We start from the raw sequence: 23,736 nt of genomic DNA on the forward strand, positions 1-23,736 counted from the left end.
GGGACCTGGTCGGGCAGTGCCTGGCCAAGGATCCCGCGCGGCGGCCCAGCGCGGGCGAGGCGCTGATGCGGCTGCTCGGGCACGCCGGCGGCACCACCGGCGGGGCGATGCCCGCCGCGCCCCAGCGGATCCTCGCCGAGGGCTCGGCCGCCGCGGCGCAGTATGCCGGGCCCGGCCCGGGCGGTTACCCGCCCGCGGGGATGGAGGACCGTACCTGGTACGGCAGCGGGTCCACCGGCGGGCAACCGTACGCGGCCGAGCCGCACGGGTTCGCCCAGCAGACCGGTGCCGGGACCAGGCGACTGGAGCCGCAGGGGTTCCCCCAGCAGACCGGGCCGGGCGGTTACCCGATGGCGCCGGGGCCGCAGGGGTACGCCCAGCAGACCGGCGGCGGGACCAGACGACTGGAGCCCCCGGGGTTCCCCCAGCGGACCGGGCCCGGGGGGCCGGAAGGGTACGCCTCGCAGTCCGACCCCCGTGGCTACCCGCCCCAGGCCGGCTACCCCGGTGGTCACCCCCAACAGAGCCCGCCGCCCCAGCAGGCGTACCACCAGGCCCCGCAGGCACACCACCAGACCGGTCCCGCGTACCAGACCCACGGCAGCGCCCCGACCTTCCCCTCCCGCGCGGCGGCGCCGTACCAGGGGGCGGGCGCTCCGGCGTACCCGCCGCAGGGCGCCGCGCCGGCCAAGAGCCGGCGCGGGCTGTGGGCGGCCGTCGGCGGCTTCGCCGCCGTGGTCCTCGTGGCCGGGGGCATCGTCGCGGTGGTGAACAGCGGCTCGTCCGACACGCCGGCGGACCCCCAGGCCGGCAGAACCGGGCAGGCGGCCGCCCGGCCCACCCCCACCCCCACCCCCACCCCCAGCCCAGCCGCGATACCCGCCACGGACTATAAGATCAAACTCCCGGACAGCTCCGTCACGCTCCACGAGAGCTACGAGGACCCGATCAAGCTGATCTCCTACGCCCTGTGGAAAGAGGATGAGTACAGCCTCTACGTCCGCGAGACCAACACCCGCCGGTTCGTCAAGAACAACACGTACAACGGCTACGTGCTGAACTCCGCGGGCACCCACGCCCTCGCCACGCATCGTTACTACGACTCGAACAACGAGGAGTTCATCTCGATCGTCGACCAAAGGACCGGGGGGGAAAGCGCCGTGAAGATCACCAAGTCGCCGTTCTACTCGACCTACCCGCAGTGGTCGCCGGACGGCACCAAGGGCCTGGTCAACCTGTACGAGACGTACGAGGACAGCGACATCGCCCCGCAGCTCTCCGGTTACGCGATCATCGACATCGCCACGAAGAAGGCCACGGTCGTCAAGGTGAAGGACATCGGGACATGGCCCTTCTTCTGGCGAGCCGACAGCCGGGCGGTCGGCGTCTGGACGAGCGACGCCGACACCACGAAATACCTCCGCTTCTACGACCTGCAGGGCACCGTACTGCAGACCCTGCGGGACGTGGGCGACCCGGTCTGGATCGATGGGGAGAGCGTCAGCCCGTCCGGCGCACTCATGATCACATACTGCACGGAGACCAGCGAGATCTGCCTCTGGCCCACCACCGCCACCACCGGCGGAAAGCCGAAGGTCCGGATCCCCTTCGGAACCCAGCGGATCATCGGCTGGTACGACGACAAGCACATCGTTGCCTGGCAGGAGGGGAACTCCGGCCAGGAAGCCGTGGTGATCGACTTCGAGGGCAGGGTGAAGCGGGTGCTCGCCACCGACACGGGGAGCGGGGAGAACGCGCGGCCGCCCATGATCTTCACCAGGGCCGGCTGAGCGGACGCGCGCCGCGCCCCGGTTCGAGGCGGTCACCGGATGGAAGAGGTCCCGGTCGCCGACGTGCCGGAAGACGTGCCGGAAGACGTGCCGGAAACGGCGGACGCCCGGCCGGAGTGGCCGGGCGTCCGGGGTCTGCCTTCGGTGGGCGGACGGGATGTCAGGGCTGCTGCGGGGCCACGACGACCTCGACCCGCTGGAACTCCTTCAGATCGGAGTATCCGGCGGTGGCCATCGTGCGCCTGAGCGCGCCCATCAGGTTCATCGAGCCGTCGGCCACCGAGGACGGGCCGTGCAGGATCTGCTCAAGCGTGCCGATCGTGCCGAAGTGGACCCGCTTGCCACGGGGCAGCTCGGGGTGCTGGGCCTCCGAGCCCCAGTGGAAGCCGCGCCCGGGGGCCTCGACGGCGCGGGCCAGCGGGGAGCCGACCATGACCGCGTCGGCACCGCAGGCGATGGCCTTGGCGATGTCGCCGGAGGTGCCCATGCCGCCGTCGGCGATGACGTGGACGTAACGCCCGCCGGACTCGTCCATGTAGTCACGCCGGGCGGCGGCCACGTCGGAGATCGCGGTGGCCATCGGCACCGCCACGCCCAGCACCGTCCGGGTGGTGTGCGAGGCGCCGCCGCCGAAGCCGACGAGCACGCCGGCCGCGCCGGTCCGCATCAGGTGGAGCGCCGCGGTGTAGGTGGCGCAGCCGCCGACGATCACCGGGACGTCGAGCTCGTAGATGAACTGCTTGAGGTTGAGCGGCTCGGCCCGGCCGGAGACGTGCTCGGCGGAGACGGTGGTGCCGCGGATGACGAAGATGTCGACGCCGGCGTCGATGACGGCCTTGTGGTGCTGGACCGTGCGCTGCGGCGACAGGCGGACGGCCGTGGTGACCCCGGCGGCCCGGATCTCCTCGATGCGGCGGCCGATCAGCTCGTCCTTGATCGGAGCGTCGTAGATCTCCTGGAGCCGCTTCGTGGCGGCCTCGCCCGTGAGCTCGGCCACCTCCGCCAGCAGCGGTGTCGGGTCCTCGTAGCGGGTCCACAGGCCTTCGAGGTCGAGCACGGCGAGACCGCCGAGCCGGCCCACCTCGATCGCGGTCTTCGGCGAGACCACGCTGTCCATGGGGCTCACCACGACGGGCAGTTCGAAACGGTAGGCGTCGATCTGCCAGGCGATCGAGACCTCCTCCGGATCGCGGGTGCGACGGGAGGGGACGATGCCGATCTCGTCGAGCGCGTAGGCACGACGGCCGTTCTTGCCGCGGCCGATCTCCACCTGAGTCATATGTCTGTCTTTCCCATTTCATGCGTGTACGGCTCGCACCGGGGGCGGAGCCGTACGGTGCCGGCTAGCGACGGTGGTAGTTGGGAGCCTCGACCGTCATCTGGATGTCGTGCGGGTGGCTCTCCTTCAGGCCCGCCGCGGTGATGGGCATCAGCTCACACCGGACGTGCATGTCCTCGATCGTGCGGCACCCGGAGTACCACATGCCCTGGCGCAGACCGCCGACGAGCTGGTGGGCCACCGCGGCCACCGGACCGCGGTACGGCACCTGGCCTTCGATGCCCTCGGGGATGAACTTGTCCTCGCCGCCGACGTCGGCCTGGGCGTAGCGGTCCTTGCTGAAGGAGGCGCCACCGCGCTCGCGGTTGCGGACCGCGCCCAGCGAGCCCATCCCCCGGTAGGACTTGAACTGCTTGCCGTTGATGAAGATCAGGTCACCGGGCGACTCCTCGCACCCGGCGAGGAGCGAGCCGAGCATGACGGCGTTGGCGCCGGCCGCGATGGCCTTGACGATGTCGCCCGAGTACTGCAGGCCGCCGTCACCGATCAGGGGGACCCCGGCCGGGCCCGCGGCGAGGGAGGCCTCGTGGATGGCCGTCACCTGCGGGGCGCCCACGCCGGCGACCACGCGGGTGGTGCAGATGGAGCCCGGCCCGACACCGACCTTGACCGCGTCGGCCCCGGCGTCGATGAGCATCTGGGCGCCCGCGCGGGTGGCGATGTTGCCGCCGATCACGTCGACCTGGCTGTTGGCCTTGACCTTGGCGATCATGTCGGCGAGGCCCTTGGAGTGGCCGTGCGCGACGTCGACGACGATCACGTCGACCCCGGCCTCGATCAGGGCCGCCGCCCGCTTCTCCGCGTCGCCGCCGACGCCGATGGCCGCCCCCACGACGAGCCGGCCATCGGCGTCCTTGGTGGCGAGCGGGTACTGCTCGCTCTTGGTGAAGTCCTTGACGGTGATGAGCCCGCGCAGCCGCCCCCCGGCGTCGACCAGCGGAAGCTTCTCGATCTTGTTCTTCCTCAGCAGGTCGAACGCCTCGTCCCTGGAGACCCCGACCGGCGCGGTGACCAGCGGCATCGACGTCATGACGTCGCGCACCCGGCGGCTCTGGTCGGTCTCGAAGCGCATGTCGCGGTTGGTGACGATGCCGACGAGCACGCCACTCGCGTCGGTGACGGGGACGCCGGAGATGCGGTAGGTGGCGCACAGGCGCTCGACGTCGGCCAGGGTGTCGTCCGGCGAGCAGGTGACCGGGTTGGTGACCATGCCGGCCTCGGAGCGCTTGACGAGGTCGACCTGCTGCGCCTGGTCCTCGATCGAGAGGTTGCGGTGCAGGATGCCGATGCCGCCCTGGCGGGCCATCGCCACCGCCATGCGGGCCTCGGTCACCGTGTCCATGGCGGCGGAGATCAGCGGGATGCGCAGCGAGATGTTGCGCGACAGCTTCGTGGCGGTATCGGCCTCACCCGGCTGCAGGTCCGAGTACGCGGGAACCAGGAGCACGTCGTCGAACGTGAGCCCGGGCTCGGTGAATCTGGCCATCTGCAACCCTCCTGCTGCGGCGCTCTCGTGGTGGGGAAAGGCGCCGACCCCCGGGTCACAGTTTAGAGTCTGACTCCCAAGCTGGGGGACGCGGGGGAAAAGCGGGGGACCGAGCGGTCGGTGACCCGCCCGGTCCCCCGGATCACCGGAACCGTCACGAGGCGCCCCGCATGCCACCGGACCCCCCTCCGTATCCGGATGGCGACGTCACTCGTAACCGGTGCCGACGCTCCGTCAAGCGTGCGTCACGATGCGTTCGCCCGCAATGTACAAACGTGCAACTGCACGAAGTTGCACACGGCGGGAGACGAGTAGGAGCAACGCCCGGACAGGGATGATTCGCCGAGTTATCCTCGCCAGATCCGTGTCGTTTCAGGAGTTCCTCACTGATGCGTACTGGCACACACCCGCTCCCCGACCCGCTGGAGACCCTGGGCCTCACCCCGGCCCAGACGGCGCTGTACAACGCGGTGCTGCGCCTGCACAGGGCCACCTGCGCCGAGCTCGCCGAGGCCACCGACCGCTCGCCGGAGCCGCTCGGCCACGAACTGGCCACCCTGGTGAGGCTGGGTGTGGTCGACGAGCAGGGCGGTGAGTACCTGGCCCGCCATCCCGCCGCGGCCCTCGGCCGCCTGATCGCCGAGAGACTCGACCTGCTGGCCGCGGAGAGCCGCAGGATCGACACCGTCCTCGGGTCGATCCGCGGCCTCATCCACCAGTACGACGCCGGACGCGACTACCAGACCGGCCACTTCTCGGTGGACCTGGTCAGCGGGGCCGACGAGCTGTACGAGAGCGTGATCGGCATGGCGGTCCAGACGCCGCCGCTCGAACTGCTCTCGGCCATGCCCGACCAGCGGACGATGAGCGACTTCGCCCACCGGTACGCCGACCAGTGGATCGGCGCCCAGCGGACCGGCCTGCTCTCCTGCCGGGTCGTCATGGCGGTCCACACGCTGGAGATCCCCGGCCTGCGCGACAAACTCGACCAGTTCACCAGGGCGGGGGCGCAGGTGCGCACCCTCGACGCGGTGCCGAGCTGGTTCCTGGTCGCGGGCGGCGACACCGCGGGCATGCCCGCCCAGTGGGGCGGCACGCTGCCGGAGAACGCCTACAACTTCCACCTGGTCCGGGCCACCATCGTGGTGGCCGCGCTCCGCTCGCTCTTCGAGGAGCTGTGGGCCCGCGCGGCCCCGCTGCCGTGGACGCACCGCGACGACGGCGTGGTGCGGGTGCTGCGACTGGCCGGCCAGGGAGTCCCCGACGAGATGATCGCCCGGCAGCTCGGGATCTCGGTCCGGACGGTGCGGGCCAGGTTCGCCGACGCCATGGCCGAGCTGGGCGCGCAGACCCGGTTCCAGGCGGGTGTGGAGGCCGCCCGTCGCGGCTGGCTCTCGTAAGGGCGCCCGGTGCGTCCCGTGCGGCACTCCGTGATCGGCGGGCATCTCACGGCCCAGGAGGAGCGAGAAGTGCGCATCGGGCCCGTACCGCCCACGGCTTCACAGTCGTCCAGTTCGCGGCCTGTCTGCCACATCCAGGCCATAAGGTGGGATCGTGCTCGACGATGTCCCTCGTGATCCTTTCGCGGATGACCCCGACGACCCGGCGGCTGCGCTGGGAGACTCCGGCGACCTGGAGCCGCTGACCTCGGATGAGCGCGACGAGGCCATGACGGACCTCGCCGACGTGGAGGTCTTCCGCTCCCTGCTGGAGCCCCAGGGAGTGCTCGGCCTGGTCCTCGACTGCCCCGAGTGCGGCGAGCAGCACTACTTCGACTGGGAGCTCCTGCGCGGCAACCTGCGCCAGATGATCGAGAAAGGCCGGCCGCAGGTGCACGAGCCGGCCTACCAGCCCGACCCTTCCCAGTACGTGAGCTGGGAGTACGCCCGGGGCTACGTGGACGGTGTGATCGACACCGAGGAACACCGCTGATCCACATCGTCGACCAGCGCTGACAGCAGGCGGACCGCGGGGTCGGAGGCGGCGGAGACGGCCACGGGCGCCCTGCGGGAGAGCGCCTCCAGGACGGCGTCGGTCTCGGCCACGGCCGGATCCTCCTCCGGCCCGTACCGGCGAACCGGACGTCGCGGATGAACCGTTGTCATGATCGTTCTCGCTCCGGGTCGTCGCGAGCTCCGCCCCGCGGTTCGGGCCTGCGCCCGCGGCATCTGCCCGCCTGCTCCGCGGTCAAGCTATCGACTCCAGCTCCGCCATCGCTCGCAGCCGGGCCAGCGCCCGGTGCTGGGCCACACGAACCGCACCTGGTGACATGCCCAGTACATTACCGGTCTCCTCGGCGGAAAGGCCCGACACCACTCTGAGCATGAGCAGCTCTCGCTGGTTGTCCGGCAGCCTGGAGAGCAGCCTGCGGGCGTGCTCGGCCTCGATGTAGCGGACCACGGTCTCCTCGGGGCCCGGTCCTTCGTCGGGCCCGTCGGGGAGGTCCTGGGTGGGCACGGCGGAGCGCACGGAGCTGCGCAGCGCGTCGGCCACCTTGTGAGAGGCGATGCCGAAGACGAAGGACGCGAAGGGGCGCCCCATGTCACGATAGCGGGGCAGAGCGGCCAGCACCGCGATGCACACCTCCTGGGCCACGTCGTCCGCGATGTGATACTGACCGGACACCCGGCCCAGACGACCACGGCAATAACGGACGACCATCGGCCGCAGTTGCGCGATCAGAGATTCGATCGCGCTGCGATCCCCCTGAACGGCGAGGCTCGTCAGATCCTTGAGATCATCCCTATGGGGGACCCCTTCAGATCTCGTCGCAAGCCTCACCCCATTTTTGGCGTCGGCGACGCATCCCTCGGTCACGTTAGGCATGATGCCCGCCTTGATAGTGCCTGTCGTCATAGCAAACGGCTACGGATTGGTCACATTGAGGCGGAGATAACGGGGGGTAATCAGGTGACGACCGTAACGGCTGCGGTATGTGCGAATATTTCATTCGATTGCTAAATACGTCGGCTATTCGTTAGAACGACGTTTGGCCTTCCGCGCGCCGCGCGATGACGCTTTGGTACCGCTTTCGGTTTACCGCAAAACGCGGACGGCTCGCGTCCGCGGTCTCGAAACGCGAACGGCTCGCGCCTCCCGGGGAGACGCGAGCCGTGCGGGACCGCTGGGGATCAGTGGCCGTGGCCGTGACCGTGGCCGTGGCCACCGGCGGCGGCCGGGGCCTCCTCCTCGGGCTTGTCCACCACGAGGGCCTCGGTCGTCAGCAGCATGCCGGCGATGGAGGCCGCGTTCTGGACGGCCGAGCGGGTGACCTTGACCGGGTCGATGACGCCCTGGGCGACCAGGTCGCCGTACTCGCCGGTCGCGGCGTTGAGGCCGTGGCCGACGGACAGCTCCGAGACCTTGGCCGTCACGACGTAGCCCTCCAGACCGGCGTTCTCGGCGATCCAGCGGGCGGGCTCGACGAGCGCCCTGCGGACCACGGAGACACCGGTCGCCTCGTCGCCGGACAGGCCCAGGTCGTCGAGGACCTTGGAGACGTGGACGAGCGCGGAGCCACCACCGGAGACGATGCCCTCCTCGATCGCCGCGCGGGTCGCCGAGATCGCGTCCTCAAGGCGGTGCTTCTTCTCCTTGAGCTCGACCTCGGTGGCCGCGCCGACCTTCAGCACGCAGACGCCGCCGGAGAGCTTGGCCAGGCGCTCCTGCAGCTTCTCGCGGTCCCAGTCGGAGTCGGACTGCTCGATCGCGAGCTTGATCTCCTTGACCCGGTCGGCGATCGCCTGGGCGTCGCCGGCACCGTCCACGATGGTGGTGGCGTCCTTGGTGATGGCGACGCGGCGGGCGGTGCCCAGCACCTCCAGGCCGACGTGCTCCAGCTTGAGGCCGACCTCCTCGCTGACGACCTGGCCGCCGGTGAGGATGGCGATGTCCTGCAGCATGGCCTTGCGGCGGTCACCGAAGCCCGGCGCCTTGACGGCGACGGAGGTGAAGGTGCCGCGGATCTTGTTGGTGACCAGGACCGCGAGCGCCTCGCCCTCGACGTCCTCGGCGATGACCAGCAGCGGCTTCTTGGTCTGCGCGACCTTCTCCAGCAGCGGCAGGAAGTCGGCCACGGAGGAGATCTTGTTCTGGTTGATCAGGATGTAGGGGTCCTCCAGGACCGCCTCCATGCGCTCCTGGTCGGTCACCATGTAGGGCGACAGGTAACCCTTGTCGAACTGGAGGCCCTCGGTGAACTCCAGCTCCAGGCCCATGCTGTTGGACTCCTCGACGGTGATGACACCGTCCTTGCCCACCTTGTCGAACGCCTCGGCGATCAGCTCACCGATCTTGGCGTCCTGGGCCGAGATCGTCGCGACGTTCGCGATCTCCTTCTTGTCCTCGACCGGGCGGGCCGACTCGATCAGCTTGTCGCTGACGGCCTTGGCCGCGAGGTCGATCCCGCGCTTGAGCGAGAGCGGCTGGGCGCCGGCGGCGACGTTGCGCAGGCCCTCGCGGACCATCGCCTGGGCCAGGACGGTCGCCGTGGTGGTGCCGTCACCGGCGATGTCGTTGGTCTTGGTCGCGACTTCCTTGGCCAGCTGCGCGCCGAGGTTCTCGTACCGGCCCTCCAGCTCGACCTCGCGGGCGATGGTGACACCGTCGTTGGTGATGGTCGGCGCGCCGAACTTCTTGTCGATGACGACGTTGCGGCCCCGCGGGCCGAGCGTCACCTTGACGGCGTCGGCGAGGGCGTTAACGCCGCGCTCGAGGGCTCGGCGCGCGTCCTCCTCGAACGACAGGATCTTCGCCATGACAATCCTCTCTGTAAGTACGTCAGCGCATCAAAGCCCCGGGCGCTCGCGCGACCCGGGGCTCGATACGTCATCTTCGGTGAAGCGAGAACTACTTCTCGATGATGGCGAGCACGTCACGGGCGGAGAGCACGAGGTACTCCTCGCCGCCGTACTTCACCTCGGTGCCGCCGTACTTGCTGTAGAGGACGACGTCGCCCTCCTTGACGTCGAGCGGGATGCGCTTCTCGCCGTCCTCGTCCCAGTTGCCCGGACCCACCGCGAGGACCTTGCCCTCCTGCGGCTTCTCCTTGGCGGTGTCCGGGATGACCAGGCCGGAAGCCGTGGTCTGCTCGGCCTCAAGCGGCTGGACCACGATGCGGTCGCCGAGCGGCTTAACGGGAACCTTGGTGGCGGTCGTCACGTCGGACCTCCCCTTCAGATTTGAATGATCTAGAAGAGGCGACCAGCGGTCTGCCGTCGCGGGTGTCAGACCTGACCTCGTCGCATGGATTGGCACTCTCACTGGGAGAGTGCCAATACGGAACAGTATGCAAGGTGGCCTTGACAGTCAACACGAGCCACCCCTTCTGCGCTTCAGGCGAACGTCAAGCCCCACTCGAACCATCCGCACCGTCCGGTGGCGTACCGGGGACAGGCATCGCAGGATGGGGGAACATGCACATGGAGGGGACAACCGAGCAGCGACGGGAATGTGACCGAATGGCTACTCACGGTGAGCGCGACGACACTACGGTGAGCGATGTGACCAGCACGCTCAGCGAGAAGGCGAGCGCTCCGGGAGAGGCCCGCGACCCGCTCGCGAACTGGCCCCTCCCTCCCCCGGGAGGGTGGACGGCCGACGACCTCGACCGGCTTCCCACCGACGGCCCCAACGACGAGCTGGACCTGTTCAAGCACGCCGAACTCGTCGACGGAGCCCTCATCCTCATGTCCCCCCAGAGACGTTTCCACGAGTACGTCCTGTACGGCCTGCGAACCGCCCTCAACGAGCAGGCGCCCGACGACCTCAAGGCGGTGATGCAGATGGACGTCACCCTCGGCCCGAGGCAGCGCCCGTGCCCGGACGTCGTGGTGGTCGGCCGGGAAGCGGCGAAGGACCGGTCCCGTACCTCCTACGCGCCCGACGAGGTCCACCTGGTGATCGAGGTGGTCTCCCCCGAGTCGGAGTTCCGCGACCGCCAGGTGAAGCCGAGGCGCTACGCCGAGGCCGGCATCCGGCACTTCTGGCTGGTGGAGAACAACGCGGACGAGCCGGTCGTCCACGTGTACCAGCTCGATCCCGTCACCCGCTCCTACGTTCCGACCGGCATCCACCGCGACCGCCTCAAGGTCGCCGATCCGTTCCCTGTCGACATCGACCTCACCGAGCTGCCCGACTGAGGCGGTAGCGTCGGGGGGTGTGAACCTCGACGCGTTCAAGGAGCTGCTGACCCCGCTCGGCCAGGAGGCCCTGGACGCCGCGGCGCAGGTCGCCGGGGACGACCCGGTCGTGGCGGTGACGCGGTTGAGGCGTCGCTACGACGCCGGGCTGGTTTCGGCGGCGCTCACCCAGGCCGGGCTCAGACGGCGCGCGAGGGAGAAGTTCGGCGCGGACGCCGACCTGATGTACTTCACCCCGGCGGGCCTGGAACAGGCCACCCGCCGCGAGGTCGCCGACCACCGGGCGCGGCGTGTCCCCGCCGGCTCGCGGGTGGCCGACGTCTGCTGCGGCATCGGCGGGGACCTGCTGGCTCTGGCCAGGGCCGGATGCACCGTCGAGGCCGTCGACGCCGACCCGCTCACCGCGGCGGTCGCCCGGGCCAACGCCGAGGCCCTGGGGCTGGGCGACCGGGTCTCGGTCCGCGCGGCCGACGCCTCGTCGCTCGATCCGGCCGCCTTCGACGTGCTGTTCGCCGACCCGGCGCGCCGCACGGCGCGGGGCAGGACGTTCGACCCGATGGCCTACTCGCCGCCCTGGCCCGCCGTGCTGGAGATGGTGGCCGGGGCGGAGGCGGCCTGCCTGAAGGTCGCCCCCGGGATCCCCTACGAGTTCGTCCCCGCCGGGGCGGAGGCGGAGTGGGTCTCGCACCGGGGCGACGTCAAGGAGGCCGTGATCTGGTGCGGTTCGCTGGCGGGCGGGGTGGAGCGCAGGGCCACGATCCTGCCGTCCGGCGCCACGATGACGCCCGACCCGGATCTCGGCGGGGCGGAGACCGGCCCGGTCGGCCGGTTCGTCTACGAGCCGGACGGCGCGGCGATCCGCGCCCACCTGGTCGCGGAGGTCGCCGCCGCGGTCGGCGGGCGCCTGCTCGACCCGCGCATCGCCTACATCACCGGCGACACCGCGACGCCGACCCAGTGGGCGTCGCGGTACGAGGTGCACGAGACGCTCCCGTTCTCGCTGAAGCGGCTGCGGGCGGCGCTCCGCGAGCGCGGGGTCGGCAATGTGACGATCAAGAAGCGGGGCTCGGCGGTCGACGTCGAGCGGCTCAGAAAGGACCTGCGGCTGTCCGGCGGTGAATCCGCGGTGGTCATTCTGACCCGGATCGTTGACAGGCCGTTCGCTCTGATCTGCAGCCCATGCTGACCAGCCAAAATAGACAATTCTCGCAATTCATCTGCAATTCCGATCTTTTGCATTCGGCCTCGGAGAACCTTGATCGAAGGGCTAAGGTTGCCGGGCGGGAGTTCTCTCCCACCTGCGGTTTTCCGCTTTCATCAGCAAACCGGACCAATCCCACCGCGCGGCCGACCGTCGGCGAGTGAAGGAGTTTTCGGTGGATCACTCCGACCACACCCTGCTCCAGCCGGGCAGCCAGACGGCGATCTCCGACCGGATGCGCGAGCTCCTCGCCCGCGCCGCCCAGGACCACGTCTACGAGCAGCGCACCCAGGGCGCGGTGCTCGACGAGATCCGCCGGCGGCTGGAGGGCATGGAGTGGCTGCTGCGCGAGGTCAGGGAGCGTGAGATCGGCGGGCTGAACGGCACGCTGGAGTCCGTCACCGGGCGCCTCGACGACATCACCGCCCGCCCGCCCGCCTGGGCCGAGGGGCTCGCCCAGCACGTCGAGGCGGTCCGCGACCACGTCGACGCCGTCGGCGAGCGGGTCGGCTCGCTGGGCCGGCGGATCGACGCCGTCCGCGACCGGGTCACCCCGGTCGGCGAGCTGCCGAGCGTGTGGGCCGACATCGGCACCGTCGGCGAGAGCGTGGAGGAAGTGCTCTCCCGCCTCCAGGCGATCGCCGACGGCGCCCAGGGAGCCGACGCGCAGATGAAGGAGCTGGCCGAGCAGCTCGGCAAGGTCCGCTCCGGCATGGAGGCCGCGGCGCACCGGTTCAGCCGCCTGGACAGGTCGCTGGCGGACCTGTCCCAGCGCACCGGGCGCGTCGAGTCCGGCATGGCCGAGCTGGCGGCGGGCGTGCGGGAGGCCGTCGCCTCCGCGACCGACCGCCTGCTCACCGCGGTCGAGCAGGTGAGCCGAACGGCCGGCGAGATCGGCGGCCGGGTCGAGCGGCTCACCGCCGGCATCGAGGAGGTCGGCGGCCGGATCGAGCAGATCGACGGCCGGGTCGAGGAGCTGGGCCGCGCGGTCGGCGAGGTCGGCGGGAGCGTCAAGGACGTCGGGGGCCGGGTCGACGAGGCGAGCACCGAGCTCGGCCGGGTGCGCGCCGAGGTCGCCCTGATCGTCCCACGGATCGACGAGCGTGCCGGTGCCGTCGAGGCCCGCATCGACCGGCTGGACGGCCACCGGGTCGCGGCCGAGAGCCGCTTCGACATGTTCGACGAGCGCCTGGACGACATCGAGGGCCGCCTCACCGGCCGGATCGACGTTGTCGACTCCCGGCTGTGCACGCTGGACGGGCACGCCGAGAAGTCCGCGGAGCGCCTGGAGAGCGTGGACGAGCGCCTCAGCGCGCTACCCGCCGTCCTGGGCGTCGACGTGCTGGTCGGCGCCCAGGGCGAGGAGCAGCGCGGGCGCTTCGACGCGCTCGACGAGCGCCTTGACCGGGCCGAGGCGGCGGTGGCCCCGCTGGCCGGGATGCTCCGCGCCCAGCCCGACCGCGCCCAGCTCTCCCAGGCACTGAGCGAGAGCATGGAGCCCGCCAGGGCCGACCTCAACCGCCGTCTCGGCGCCCTGGAGGAGACGATGCTGGCCCTGGCCGAGGCGCTGCTCCGTCCCACCCGCGCCGACACCGACTGATCACCGCCCCCGCCGCGAGGCACCGGCACCCGCTCTGCGCGGATGCGCCGACCGCGATCCCCTTCACCGTGCCGACCGCGATCCCCCTCGCCGTGCCGGCACCGCGAGCGCGGCCAGTCGGCGGGCGGCGCACCGGGGCCGCCGGCGCCTGTCAGCAGGAGCCGTCGCCGAAGCCGCCGTCGTGTGGGGCGGCCTCCCGGCACAGGTTGCCCCTGACCACGCTCAGCAGCGACGACAACGTCTCGATCTGCCCGGGGTCGAGCCCGCGGGTCATCCTGCGGCTGACCTCCGCGAGAACCCGGTTCACCTCGGGACGGAGGGCGTCCCCCTTCGGGGTCGTGGTGACGATGCTGATGCGCCGGTTGGTGGGGCAGGGCGTGCGGCTGACGAACCCGCTGCGCTCCAGGCGCTGCAGGGTCTTGGTCATCGTCGACACGTCGATGCCGAGGAGCTTCGCCAGGGCGTTCTGCGACTGGGGCCCGTTCTCCCACAGCGCGTCCATCACCCGCTCCTGGCCGGGGTAGAGGTCGATCTCACCCAGGAGGCTCGCGAGCAGCACACGGTGTCCGCGGGACGCCTGGGCCATCAGGCAGTTGAGACTGAGACCCTCTCCCTCGTCGGACCATTCCCCGGTCGTAACGGGGTGTTCGTCGATCAGCGGCTCCACCATGTCAGGTCCTCTCGCTCCCCTCCGAGACTACCCCTTGCATATTGGTCGGCCAAGTTGTAGAACTACTCATTGGCTGGCCAAGTTGGTCGGCCAACATTGGAAGGAACCACCATGCCGTTCTCGACGTACGCACTCGGCCGTCTCCAGCTCCCCAACCGGATCGTGATGGCCCCCATGACGCGCTCGCGGGCCTACGTGGAGGGGGTCCCCTCCACGCTGACCGCGCTCTACTACGCCCAGCGGGCCTCGGCCGGTCTCATCGTCAGCGAGGGCGTCCAGCCGAGCCACGCCGGCAAGGGCTACATGAACACGCCGGGGCTGCACACCGACGAGCAGGTGGCGGGGTGGCGCGAGGTCACCGACGCCGTCCACGCGGCGGGCGGCAGGATCTTCGCCCAGATCATGCACTCGGGCCGGATCGGCCACCCCGACAACACCGGCGCGCTGCCCATCGGCCCGTCGGCCGTACGAGCCGACGGGCAGATCTACACGCCCAGCGGCCTGCAGGACTACCCCGAGCCGCTTGAGCTGTCCACCGCCGAGGTGGAGACCACCGTCCAGGACTTCGCGGACGCCGCCGCCCGCGCCATCGACGCGGGCTTCGACGGGGTGGAGATCCACGGCGCCAACGGCTACCTCATCCACCAGTTCCTGTCGCAGAACGCCAACCTGCGCGACGACCGCTACGGCGGGTCCGTGGAGAACCGGATCCGCTTCGCCGTGGAGGTCACGCGGGCGGTCGTCGACCGGATCGGCGCCGACCGGGTCGGCATCCGGCTCTCGCCCGGCAACGGCGCCCAGGACCTGGTCGAGGACGACATGCACGAGGTCTACCCGGCCCTGGTCTCCGCGCTCGCCGAGAGCGACCTGGTCTACCTGCACCTGATCGCGAGCCCGTCCGACGAGCTCAACGAGACGATCCGCAAGGCGTGGCCGACCGCCCTCATCGTCAACGACCCCTCGATCGCCGACCCGCCCGCCAGGCTCGCGCACTGGCTGGAGCGTGGCGCCGACCTGGTCTCGTTCGGCGCGTCGTTCCTGGCCAACCCCGACCTGCCGGTTCGCCTGCGCCTCGGCGCCGAGCTCAACCAGCCCGACTTCGCCACGGCCTTCGGCGGCGACCACCGCGGCTACACCGACTACCCGGCGCTGGCCCTGCACTCCGTGTGACGGCGGCGCCCGGCCGGCCCGCGCGGGCGGACCGGTCAGACGTGGACGGTGGTGATCGGCAGCGAGGAATCGGCGGGGATGTCCAGCCGCGACGGCGCGATCCCCGCCGCCACCAGGTCGGAGCCCAGCGCGGCCACCATCGCGCCGTTGTCGGTGCACAGCCCGGGGCTGGGCACGCGCAGCCGGACGCCGGCGGCGTCGCAGCGCTCCTGGGCCATGGCCCGCAGGCGGGAGTTGGCCGCCACGCCACCGCCGATCAGCAGGTCCTTGACGTCGTACTTCGCGCACGCCTGCAGGGCCTTGCGGGTCAGCACGTCGACGACGGCCTCCTGGAAGGAGGCTGCCACATCGGGCACATGGATCGACTCGCCGGACCGCTGCCTGGCCTCCACCCACCGGGCCACGGCGGTCTTCAGGCCGGAGAAGGAGAAGTCGAGCGTCCCGTCGTCGTACTTGCCCCGCGGGAACGCGATGGCGGCACCGGAACCCTCACGGGCCACCCGGTCGATGTGCGGCCCGCCGGGGAACGGCAGGCCGAGCACCCGGGCCACCTTGTCGAACGCCTCACCCGCCGCGTCGTCCACCGTGGACCCCAGCGAGACGACCTCCTCGGCCACGTCGGGCACGAGCAGCAGCGAGGAGTGGCCGCCGGAGACCAGCATGGCGATGCACGGCTTGGGCAGGGCACCGTGTTCGAGCTGGTCGACGGCGACGTGGGCGGCCAGGTGGTTCACCCCGTAGAGGGGCAGGCCCAGACCCAGCGCGTACGCCTTGGCGGCGGCGACACCGACCAGCAGCGCGCCGGACAGACCGGGCCCGGCGGTCACCGCGATCGCGTCGATGTCGGCGAAGCGCATGCCGGCCCGTTCCAGGGCCCGCTCCACGGTCGGGGTCATCGCCTCCAGGTGCGCCCTGGAGGCGACCTCGGGCACCACCCCGCCGAAGCGGGCGTGCTGCTCGACGCTGGAGGCGATGGTGTTGGCCAGCAGGGTGTGGCCCCGGACGATGCCCACGCCCGTCTCGTCGCACGAGGTCTCGATGCCGAGGACCACGGGTTCGTCACGCATGGAGATCCTTCTTCATCATGATCGCGTCGGTGCCGTCTTCGTAGTAGCGGCGGCGGACGCCGATCCGCTCGAACCCGAACCTCTCGTACACCGCCTGAGCTCCGGGGTTGTCGGCCCGCACCTCCAGGAAGACCGAGACGGCGCCCCGCCGCGCGGCCTCCGCCAGGAGCTCGGTGAGCATGGCGCTGCCGATCCCGGCCCGCCGCCGGCCGGACAGGACGGCGATCGTCTGCACGTCGGCCTGATCGCCCGCCGCCGCGAGGCCCGCGTAGCCGACGATCTCGCCGTCGACCAGGGCCACCACGTAGTGGCGGGTCCTCGGCTGGTCCTTGAGCTCGCCGCGGAGCATGGCCTCGCTCCACGCGTCGGCGGGGAAGGTCGCGCGCTCGATCTCCATCACCGCGGGCAGATCGTCCATGGTCATCCGGCGCAGCACCACGGTCATGCGGAGACCTTCTTGGGCGCTCCCGGCACCTGGGCGTCGGGGCGGCGCAGGTAGATCGGATGGGGCAGGCTCAGCACGGGATGCGTGCCGCTCTCCACGACCTCCAGGACGTCCGGCTCGCCGAGCTGCTCGGCGGCCAGCGCGGCCAGCGCCCCGGCGTGCGGATACTCGGGGGCGTCGAGCAGGCGGGCGGCGCCGAGGACCTCGGCGTACATCCGGGCGCCCGCGCCGACCAGCGGGAACTCCCCCGGCAGGTCGTGGGGCCGGTCGACCGCGGGGCCGGAGAGCCGGGTGCGCATGTCCTGGTAGTGGCCCCAGAACACCTCCTTGCGCCGGGCGTCGGTGGCCACCAGGAACGGCTCGGCCAGCCCGCTGCCGTAGGCGATCGCGTCGAGCGTGCACACGCCGTACGCCGGGACGCCCAGCGCGGTCGCGAGGGCCTGGGCGGTGACCAGGCCGACCCGCAGGCCGGTGTAGGGGCCGGGGCCCGCGCCGGCGACGACGACGGTGACGTCGCCGAGCGACGCCCCGGCCTCCCGCAGGACCGTCTCGATCGTGGGCACGAGCAGCTCACCGTGGCGGCGCGCGTCGACCGTCGTCGACTCGGCGAGGACCCTCTCACCGTCGTGGAGCGCTGCGGTGACGGCGGGGGTGGCGGTGTCAAAGGCCAGGACCAGCACGAACAGCTAGCCTAGTCCGTCCCGCGAGGGCTTTAGCGGCGATCCGGGCCCGGAGTCCGGCCGATTCGGCGCCGTCGGGTGCGGCGGCCGTGAGACTTCGCCGGGTTGGCGCCCCCGCCGACCTCGGCCTCCGCCGCGGGGCGGCCGGTGGACGTCAGCCCTTGACCAGGGTGGCGTAGACGATGAAGTTGTCGCGGTACTCGCGGTCGTCCCGGTCGAACTCGCCACCGCAGGTGATCAGCCGCAGCCCGTCCTCCAGATAGACCTTGTCGGCGGGGAAGCGCGACTTGCTGATCTGTTCGACGGAGTCCACCCGGTACTGGGCCACCTTGCCGTCGCTGCGCACGACCTTGATGGCCTGGCCCTCCCTGATGTCCTTGAGCTTGTAGAAGACCGCCGGGGCGGTCTTGGTGTCGACGTGCCCGAGGATCACCGCGGGGCCCTCGTCCCCGGGGACCACGCTGTCCTTGACCCAGCCAGCGGTGTCGGGCTTCTCGTACGGCGGCAGGTCGACCCGGCCGTCGGTCACGCCCAGCTTCATCAGCGGCGCCTTGATGCCCAGGGACGGGATGTCGAGGCGCTTGGGCACGACCGAGGCGCGGGCGGGCGGGCTCTCCTCGCCCCCGCCGCCCCTGGTGCCGAACGCCACCATGATCGCGCCGGTGATGGCCCCGGCCAGGATGACCCTGGACCAGCGGGTGGGACCTGCCATCGCGGCCTACGAGCGGCGGCGGCGCGCGATCACGACGCCGATGCCGCCCGCGAGGGCGACGCCGAGCAGGACACCCGGCATGCCGATCGGCATGCTCCCGTCATCGGGCCCACCGGCCGCGGTACCGCCGCCGCCCGTGTGCGGGGCCTCGGTGCTGATGATCGTCCTGGTCGGCTTGGAGCTGGGCTTGGCCGTGGGGCTGGCGGACGGCTGGGTGTCGTCCACGATCCTGAGGCTGGCCTTGCCGGTGTCGTTGGTGCCCTCACAGCGGGCGTTGACCTCGTAGATGCCGGTCGCGGTGCCGTCGGCGACCGTGGCCTGGCCACGGACCCAGGGGCGCGGGATGGGGGTCGCGGTGCCCGAGGCCGCGGGGGTGGGAGTGGCGAGGATCGGTTCGAGGGTCACGGGGGTGCGGAAGATCCGGGAGGAGGCGGTGCCCCGATGCTCGGGACCGCCCTGGGGGATCGGGCAGTTGGCCAGGACCCACACCTTCTGCCCGGCCCGGGCGCGGGCCGGCTGGAGCTGGACCTCGATGTCCTCCCGGCTGACGCCCGTATCGGGTGGAGCGGCCGTGGGTGTGCCCGACGGGCTGCCCGTGTTCGCCTCGGCCGTGCATCCGGCCATCCCGAAGATGGCGATGGCCCCCAGAACCGCGACATGCTTGACGCTTGGCACCGTCGAACTCCACTTCGCACTCCGGCCGACGACCCTCGCCCGGCACGATTTCCCGCCTGATCCCCATTAAACATGGGCAAACCCACGAGAGTCGATCATCAACCCTGATGATCTAGACCAATGGGGCGTAGGGCCAGCGTGCCAGGATTCCCCGGCGGGCGAGGGCGAATCAGACGACGCCCTCCCAACGTGCTCCGACGCCGCGGAGGGCGACGGTGCGCTCCTCCCCCGGGTCTCCGGACTCGCTCCGGCCGATGGAGACCTCCAGCCGGTCGTCGGCGAGCCCTTCCACCAGACCCTCACCCCACTCCACGACCGTCACCGACTCCTCCAGGGAGGCGTCCAGGTCGAGGTCGTCGACCTCCAGGCCACCGCCGAGGCGGTAGGCGTCGACGTGCACCAGCGCCGGGCCGCCCGAGAGCGAGGGGTGCACCCGGGCGATGACGAAGGTCGGCGAGGTGATCGGGCCGCGCACCTTGAGCCCCTCGGCGATGCCCTGGACCAGGGTGGTCTTGCCCGCTCCGAGCGGGCCGGAGAGCACCACCAGGTCACCCGGGCGCAGCAGCGCGGCCAGTTCGGCGCCCAGCTCGCGCATCTCCTCCACGGTCGCGGCCATCCTCATCGCCCCGTCACCTCACCATCGGTTTCCGCCCGCTTGAGCAGGTCGTGCAGCGCGTCGTTGACAACGGTCGGCCGCTCCAGGTGGACCAGGTGCGAGCTGTCGGGCACCTCGGTGAACCGGGCCCGCGGCAGCGCCGCCGCCATCGCCTTGCTGTGCTCGACGGGCGTGAGCCAGTCTCTGTCGCCGACCATGATCGAAGTGGGCACGGCGTCCAGCACGCCGAGCGCGCTCAGCTTGTCGTGGGCCATCAGCGCCGGGTAGAACTCGGCGATCACCTCGAACGGGGTGGAGCGGATCATCGACTCCACGAAGTCGACGACCGTGGGGCTGACGTTCCTGGCGTCGCCGAAGCCCAGGTGGCGCAGGGCCAGGAAGGCCACGTCGTTGCCGACCTGGCGGCCCTTGTCGACCAGGTTGCCGTTGCGCCGCAGGATCGACACCGTGCCCGGGGTGACCTTGTGCACCGCCTTGGACAGCAGCGCGGGCAGGCCCAGGGAGATCTCGGCGAGCTTGCCGGCGGAGGTGGAGATCAGCGCGACGCCCCTGATCCGGTCACCGAACAGCTCGGGGTGCCGGTCGGCGAGCGCCATGATCGTCATACCGCCCATGGAGTGCCCGACGAGCACGCAGGGGCCGGGCACCAGCGCGTCGAGCACCTCGGCGAGATCGTCGCCGAGCCGGTCGATCGTGGACCCCTCGGGCGTGGCCCGCGGCGAGCGCCCGTGGGAACGCTGGTCCCACAGGACCAGGCGGTAGGAGTCGCGCAGGTCACGCCGCTGGTAGTGCCACGAGTCGAGGTTGAGCGTGTAACCGTGGCAGAGCACCACCGTCAGCGGGGCCTCTTCCTCACCGTCCACCTCGGCGTACAGGGACACTCCGTCGGAGGTGGCGACGGTGACGGGGCGGCCGCGCAGCTCGCCGAACGGCTCGCCGGCCTCCAGGTCGGGGCGGAGCCTGATACGGCCGACGGCGTACCGCTTGGCGAGGGCCGCGGCGGCCAATCCTGCGGACGCGACGCCGACGACCGCTCCCGCGATTCCGACCCTGCGCCGTGTGGTACTGCTCATGCGACCCCCTGAACTGCCTCTCACCGGTAAACGCGCGGGACCCGCGAACCGATCCTGGTCACGATCTCATGGGTGATCGTGCCGAGGGAATCGGCCCACTCCTGCAGGGTCGGCTCGCCCCGCGAGCCGTCGCCGAACAGGATCACCTCGTCGCCCTCCGCCAGCGGGTCGTCTCCCACGTCGATCACGAACTGGTCCATGCACACCCGCCCGGCGATCCGCCGCCGGCGGCCGGCCGCGAGGACCTCCGCCCGGTTGGTGGCGTGCCGCAGGATCCCGTCGGCGTATCCGAGCGGGACGAGGCCGAGCGTGCTCTCCCGGTCGGTGACGTACAGGTGCCCGTAGGACACGCCGGAGCCCTTGGGAACCCGCTTGACCAGCGCGATCCGCGCCACCAGGGTCATCGCGGGCCGGAGCCCGAAGTCACCCAGCTCGGGCACGGGGCTGAGCCCGAAGACCGCGATGCCCGGCCGGACCATGTCGTAGCGGGCCTGCGGCAGCGTCAGGGTGGCCGCCGAGTTGGCGATGTGCCTGATGACGTGGGAGCCGCCGGCGCCCGCCTTCTCGGCGACGGCCAGCGCCTCGTCGAAGGCCGCCAACTGGAGCGCGATGGACGGGTGCCCGGGGATGTCGGCGCAGGCGAAGTGGGACCAGAGCCCGGTGATCTCGACCGTGCCCTCGGCCTGCCGGGCCAGCGCCCGGTCGATCACCGCGGACCAGTCGTCCAGGGTGGCGCCGCCGCGGCCGGCGCCGGCCTCGACCTTGAGGTGCACCCTGGCGGTCACGCCGGCGCGGGCCGCGGCGCCGGCGATCTCGTCGACCAGCCGGGGGGAGCCCGCCGAGAGCTCCACGTCGCGCTCGACCGCCTGCTCCAGCGGCTCGCCGGGCGGGATGATCCACGCCAGGATCGGCGCGGTGACGCCCGCCTCGCGCAGCGCCAGGGCCTCCCGGACGTAGGCGGTGCCCAGCCTCGTGGCCCCGCCCTCAAGGCAGGCCCTCGCGGTGGGGACCAGCCCGTGCCCGTAGGCGTCGGCCTTGACCGCGACCATCATCTCGGCCCCGGGAACGTGGCCGCCGAGCAGTGCGAGGTTCTCCCGGATCGCCGACAGGTCCACCCGTGCCTCGGCCGGGGTCATCGGGAAGCTCATCTTTCCAGTCTGGCAGGTCGGCCATCCTCCCGAGGCCGGTTCGCCACCGACCGGACGGCGCCGGGCAGGGCCTCGGCGACGTCGGCGGCGGCCAGCGGGCCGTCCTGCCCGGCGATCCCGTGCAGGTACGCGGCGCAGGAGGCCGCGTCGTATCCGGAGAGGCCGGCGGCCAGCAGCGCGCCCGCCAGCCCGGCCAGCACGTCACCGGTGCCGCCGGTGGCGAGCCAGGGGCTGCCGGTGAGGTTGATCCTGACCGGCCGGTCCTCCTCGGCGACCAGCGTGGTCGAGCCCTTGAGCAGCACGGTCACGCCCAGCTCCACCGCCGCCCGCCGCACGTGCTCCAGCCGCCGCGCCTCGATCCGCGCCCGCGGCACGCCCAGCAGCCGGGCCAGCTCGCCCGCGTGCGGGGTGATCAGCACGGGGGCGGCGCGGCGGAGCAGCGTCCTGTCCTCGGCCACCAGCGTCAGCCCGTCGGCGTCGACGAGGACCGGGACGTCACTGGCCAGCACCGACCGGGCGACGGCGTGCGCCTCGTCGCCGGTGCCGAGCCCCGGGCCGAGGACCCACGCCTGCACGCGGCCCACCTCCTCGATCCCCTGGCCCGGCGCGAGTGTGGTGATCACGGCCTCCGGCCAGCGCGCCCGTACCTGGGCCACGGGCGCGGTGGTCCCGGCGTAGCGGACCATGCCCACCCCGCCGCGCAGCGCCCCGCCCACGGCGAGCACCGCGGCGCCGGTGTAGCGCTCACTGCCGGCGGCGATCCCGACGACGCCCCGCCGGTACTTGTCGGATCCGGCGTCCGGCCTCGGGAGCAGCACGGCCACGTCGGGGTCGGTCAGCGCGGCGGCGTCGGGGTCCGGCAGGTGGGGGCCGAGCCCGATGTCGACGAACGTCACCCGGCCCGCGTGCCCGGCGCCGGGGTCGACGAGCAGGCCGACCTTCCAGGCGCCGAAGGTGACGGTGACGTCCGCGCGGACGGCCTCCCCCTCGACCCGGCCGCTGCTCGCGTCCACTCCGCTCGGCACGTCCACCGCGACGACCCGGCCGGGCGCGTCGCCGGCCAGCCTCGCCAGGGTCGCGTACGGCTCCCGCAGCGCGCCCGCCCCGCCGATGCCGACCAGGCCGTCCACCACGAGGTCCGCCGCCCCGATCAACCGGCCGGCCGCCTGGGTCACCGCGGCGGGCCCGGTGGATCCGGCACCGCCCCCGACGGTCTCGGCTCCCCCCGGCCGGACGTCCGTCACCCGGCCGCCCGCGCGGCGCAACGCCTCCAGGCCCCCCGGGTGGACGCGGGAGCCGGCGAGGAGGGCGTCGACCCTGGCGCCCCTGGCCGCCAGGCGGGCCCCGGCGTACAGGGCGTCGCCGCCGTTGTCGCCGCTGCCGACGAGCACCGCGACGCGGGAACCGTAGACCGCGCCGAGCACCCCGGCGCAGGTCGCGGCGAGCCCGGTGGCCGCCCGTTCCATCAGGGTGCCCTCGGGCAGCGTCGCCATCAGTGCCGCCTCGGCCGCCCTGATCTGGTCGGAGGTGTACGCGGTCCGCATTCCCCCGAATCTAGCCCTCGGCGATCACGTAGGCGATCGCGACGCCCCCGTCGTGGGTCAGGGAGACGTGCCACCTCCTGACGCCCAGTTCCCGGGCGACGTCCGCGACCCGCCCGGTCAGCCGCAGTTCGGGACGCCCGTGCGCGCCGCGCCGCACCTCGGCGTCCAGGTGCCGCAGCCCCGGGGGCGCGCCGAGAGCCTTGGCGACGGCCTCCTTGGCCGCGAACCGCGCGGCCAGCGACTCGGTCGCCAGCGCCCCCTCCGCCTCGGTGAACAGCCGCGCCCGCAGCGCGGGCGTCCGCGCGAGCGTCGCCTCGAACCTGGCCACGTCGACGACGTCGACGCCGATCCCAACGATCATCTCCCCAGGCTAGGGGTTG

At 71.8% G+C, this 23,736-nt stretch carries 23 protein-coding genes and 1 pseudogene; 7 read left to right on the forward strand and 17 right to left on the reverse strand.

Annotation, left to right across the window (positions count from 1 at the left end; all coding sequences use genetic code 11):
* Positions 1-1,790: pseudogene (locus ABD841_RS11540) on the forward strand (proline-rich domain-containing protein); the annotation flags it as partial.
* A gap of 160 nt (positions 1,791-1,950) precedes the next feature.
* Here the strand turns inward: ABD841_RS11540 and ABD841_RS11545 are convergent.
* The gene (locus ABD841_RS11545; RefSeq protein ID WP_344970501.1) at positions 1,951-3,069 is read right to left on the reverse strand and encodes a GuaB3 family IMP dehydrogenase-related protein; all 1,119 of its coding nucleotides are present in this window, start codon (positions 3,067-3,069) and stop codon (positions 1,951-1,953) included.
* A 64-nt stretch (positions 3,070-3,133) separates the two neighbouring features.
* Positions 3,134-4,615 carry an IMP dehydrogenase gene (guaB, locus tag ABD841_RS11550; protein WP_344970502.1) on the reverse strand — a complete coding sequence of 494 codons (1,482 nt, stop codon included), beginning with the start codon at positions 4,613-4,615 and terminating at the stop codon, positions 3,134-3,136.
* A 389-nt stretch (positions 4,616-5,004) separates the two neighbouring features.
* Here guaB and ABD841_RS11555 point away from each other — a divergent pair, with 389 nt between their 5' ends.
* Both ABD841_RS11555 and ABD841_RS11560 read left to right on the forward strand, forming a co-directional pair.
* Positions 5,005-6,015 carry a helix-turn-helix transcriptional regulator gene (locus ABD841_RS11555; protein ID WP_344970504.1) on the forward strand — a complete coding sequence of 337 codons (1,011 nt, stop codon included), beginning with the start codon at positions 5,005-5,007 and terminating at the stop codon, positions 6,013-6,015.
* Positions 6,016-6,169: 154 nt separating this feature from the next.
* A complete protein-coding gene (locus ABD841_RS11560; protein WP_344970506.1) occupies positions 6,170-6,547 on the forward strand; it encodes a DUF5319 family protein in 378 nt (125 codons plus the stop codon).
* Here ABD841_RS11560 and ABD841_RS11565 read toward each other — a convergent pair.
* From ABD841_RS11565 to groES, 4 genes are all read right to left on the reverse strand, one after another.
* Complete coding sequence (locus ABD841_RS11565; RefSeq protein ID WP_344970507.1) at positions 6,508-6,660, reverse strand: hypothetical protein; 153 nt, start codon at positions 6,658-6,660, stop codon at positions 6,508-6,510. The two genes, ABD841_RS11560 and ABD841_RS11565, sit on opposite strands and share 40 nt — an antisense overlap.
* A gap of 142 nt (positions 6,661-6,802) precedes the next feature.
* Positions 6,803-7,441 carry a sigma-70 family RNA polymerase sigma factor gene (locus tag ABD841_RS11570; protein WP_344970729.1) on the reverse strand — a complete coding sequence of 213 codons (639 nt, stop codon included), beginning with the start codon at positions 7,439-7,441 and terminating at the stop codon, positions 6,803-6,805.
* Between the two features lie 305 nt (positions 7,442-7,746).
* Positions 7,747-9,372, reverse strand: coding sequence for a chaperonin GroEL (gene groL / locus ABD841_RS11575; protein WP_344970509.1), 1,626 nt, complete (start codon positions 9,370-9,372; stop codon positions 7,747-7,749).
* Between the two features lie 91 nt (positions 9,373-9,463).
* The gene (gene groES / locus ABD841_RS11580; protein WP_055482820.1) at positions 9,464-9,775 is read right to left on the reverse strand and encodes a co-chaperone GroES; all 312 of its coding nucleotides are present in this window, start codon (positions 9,773-9,775) and stop codon (positions 9,464-9,466) included.
* Between the two features lie 299 nt (positions 9,776-10,074).
* Between groES and ABD841_RS11585 the strand changes: the two genes are divergently transcribed.
* The 3 genes from ABD841_RS11585 (at position 10,075) to ABD841_RS11595 (ending at position 13,556) form a co-directional block, all read left to right on the forward strand.
* Positions 10,075-10,755 carry a Uma2 family endonuclease gene (locus ABD841_RS11585; protein ID WP_344970512.1) on the forward strand — a complete coding sequence of 227 codons (681 nt, stop codon included), beginning with the start codon at positions 10,075-10,077 and terminating at the stop codon, positions 10,753-10,755.
* Positions 10,756-10,774: 19 nt separating this feature from the next.
* The gene (locus ABD841_RS11590; RefSeq protein WP_344970514.1) at positions 10,775-11,941 is read left to right on the forward strand and encodes a class I SAM-dependent methyltransferase; all 1,167 of its coding nucleotides are present in this window, start codon (positions 10,775-10,777) and stop codon (positions 11,939-11,941) included.
* 190 nt (positions 11,942-12,131) lie between these two features.
* Complete coding sequence (locus tag ABD841_RS11595; protein ID WP_344970516.1) at positions 12,132-13,556, forward strand: coiled-coil domain-containing protein; 1,425 nt, start codon at positions 12,132-12,134, stop codon at positions 13,554-13,556.
* Between the two features lie 151 nt (positions 13,557-13,707).
* On the opposite strand, the gene ABD841_RS11600 is transcribed toward ABD841_RS11595, so the two are convergent.
* On the reverse strand, positions 13,708-14,226 hold the full coding sequence (locus ABD841_RS11600) for a MarR family winged helix-turn-helix transcriptional regulator (RefSeq protein WP_344970518.1): 519 nt from the start codon (positions 14,224-14,226) through the stop codon (positions 13,708-13,710).
* A 111-nt stretch (positions 14,227-14,337) separates the two neighbouring features.
* On the opposite strand from ABD841_RS11600, the gene ABD841_RS11605 reads away from it, so the two are divergent.
* Positions 14,338-15,396: an alkene reductase gene (locus ABD841_RS11605; protein WP_344970519.1), complete on the forward strand. Its 1,059-nt coding sequence runs from the start codon at positions 14,338-14,340 to the stop codon at positions 15,394-15,396.
* A 35-nt stretch (positions 15,397-15,431) separates the two neighbouring features.
* Here ABD841_RS11605 and tsaD read toward each other — a convergent pair whose 3' ends face one another.
* From tsaD to ABD841_RS11655, 10 genes are all read right to left on the reverse strand, one after another.
* The gene (gene tsaD / locus ABD841_RS11610; RefSeq protein ID WP_344970521.1) at positions 15,432-16,463 is read right to left on the reverse strand and encodes a tRNA (adenosine(37)-N6)-threonylcarbamoyltransferase complex transferase subunit TsaD; all 1,032 of its coding nucleotides are present in this window, start codon (positions 16,461-16,463) and stop codon (positions 15,432-15,434) included.
* Positions 16,456-16,908, reverse strand: coding sequence for a ribosomal protein S18-alanine N-acetyltransferase (gene rimI, locus ABD841_RS11615; RefSeq protein WP_344970522.1), 453 nt, complete (start codon positions 16,906-16,908; stop codon positions 16,456-16,458). Before rimI ends, tsaD begins: the two co-directional genes overlap by 8 nt.
* Positions 16,905-17,588, reverse strand: a complete 684-nt coding sequence (gene tsaB / locus ABD841_RS11620) for a tRNA (adenosine(37)-N6)-threonylcarbamoyltransferase complex dimerization subunit type 1 TsaB (RefSeq protein WP_344970524.1) — start codon at positions 17,586-17,588, stop codon at positions 16,905-16,907. Before tsaB ends, rimI begins: the two co-directional genes overlap by 4 nt.
* A 154-nt stretch (positions 17,589-17,742) precedes the next feature.
* Positions 17,743-18,300 (reverse strand): class F sortase, encoded by a 558-nt coding sequence (locus ABD841_RS11625; RefSeq protein WP_344970525.1) that lies wholly within the window; start codon positions 18,298-18,300, stop codon positions 17,743-17,745.
* Positions 18,301-18,306: 6 nt separating this feature from the next.
* The gene (locus tag ABD841_RS11630) at positions 18,307-18,975 is read right to left on the reverse strand and encodes a hypothetical protein (RefSeq protein ID WP_344970527.1); all 669 of its coding nucleotides are present in this window, start codon (positions 18,973-18,975) and stop codon (positions 18,307-18,309) included.
* A gap of 169 nt (positions 18,976-19,144) precedes the next feature.
* Positions 19,145-19,597 carry a tRNA (adenosine(37)-N6)-threonylcarbamoyltransferase complex ATPase subunit type 1 TsaE gene (gene tsaE, locus ABD841_RS11635; protein ID WP_344970529.1) on the reverse strand — a complete coding sequence of 151 codons (453 nt, stop codon included), beginning with the start codon at positions 19,595-19,597 and terminating at the stop codon, positions 19,145-19,147.
* Positions 19,594-20,664, reverse strand: coding sequence for an alpha/beta fold hydrolase (locus ABD841_RS11640; RefSeq protein ID WP_344970530.1), 1,071 nt, complete (start codon positions 20,662-20,664; stop codon positions 19,594-19,596). The genes tsaE and ABD841_RS11640 overlap by 4 nt, the downstream gene beginning before the upstream one ends.
* A gap of 20 nt (positions 20,665-20,684) precedes the next feature.
* Positions 20,685-21,812 (reverse strand): alanine racemase, encoded by a 1,128-nt coding sequence (alr, locus tag ABD841_RS11645; protein ID WP_344970532.1) that lies wholly within the window; start codon positions 21,810-21,812, stop codon positions 20,685-20,687.
* The gene (locus tag ABD841_RS11650; RefSeq protein WP_344970534.1) at positions 21,809-23,356 is read right to left on the reverse strand and encodes an NAD(P)H-hydrate dehydratase; all 1,548 of its coding nucleotides are present in this window, start codon (positions 23,354-23,356) and stop codon (positions 21,809-21,811) included. Before ABD841_RS11650 ends, alr begins: the two co-directional genes overlap by 4 nt.
* A 10-nt stretch (positions 23,357-23,366) precedes the next feature.
* The gene (locus ABD841_RS11655; protein WP_344970535.1) at positions 23,367-23,717 is read right to left on the reverse strand and encodes a holo-ACP synthase; all 351 of its coding nucleotides are present in this window, start codon (positions 23,715-23,717) and stop codon (positions 23,367-23,369) included.
* Positions 23,718-23,736: the final 19 nt, after the last annotated feature.

Source organism: Streptosporangium fragile (assembly GCF_039534445.1).
GTDB classification, from domain to species: Bacteria; Actinomycetota; Actinomycetes; order Streptosporangiales; family Streptosporangiaceae; genus Streptosporangium; species Streptosporangium fragile.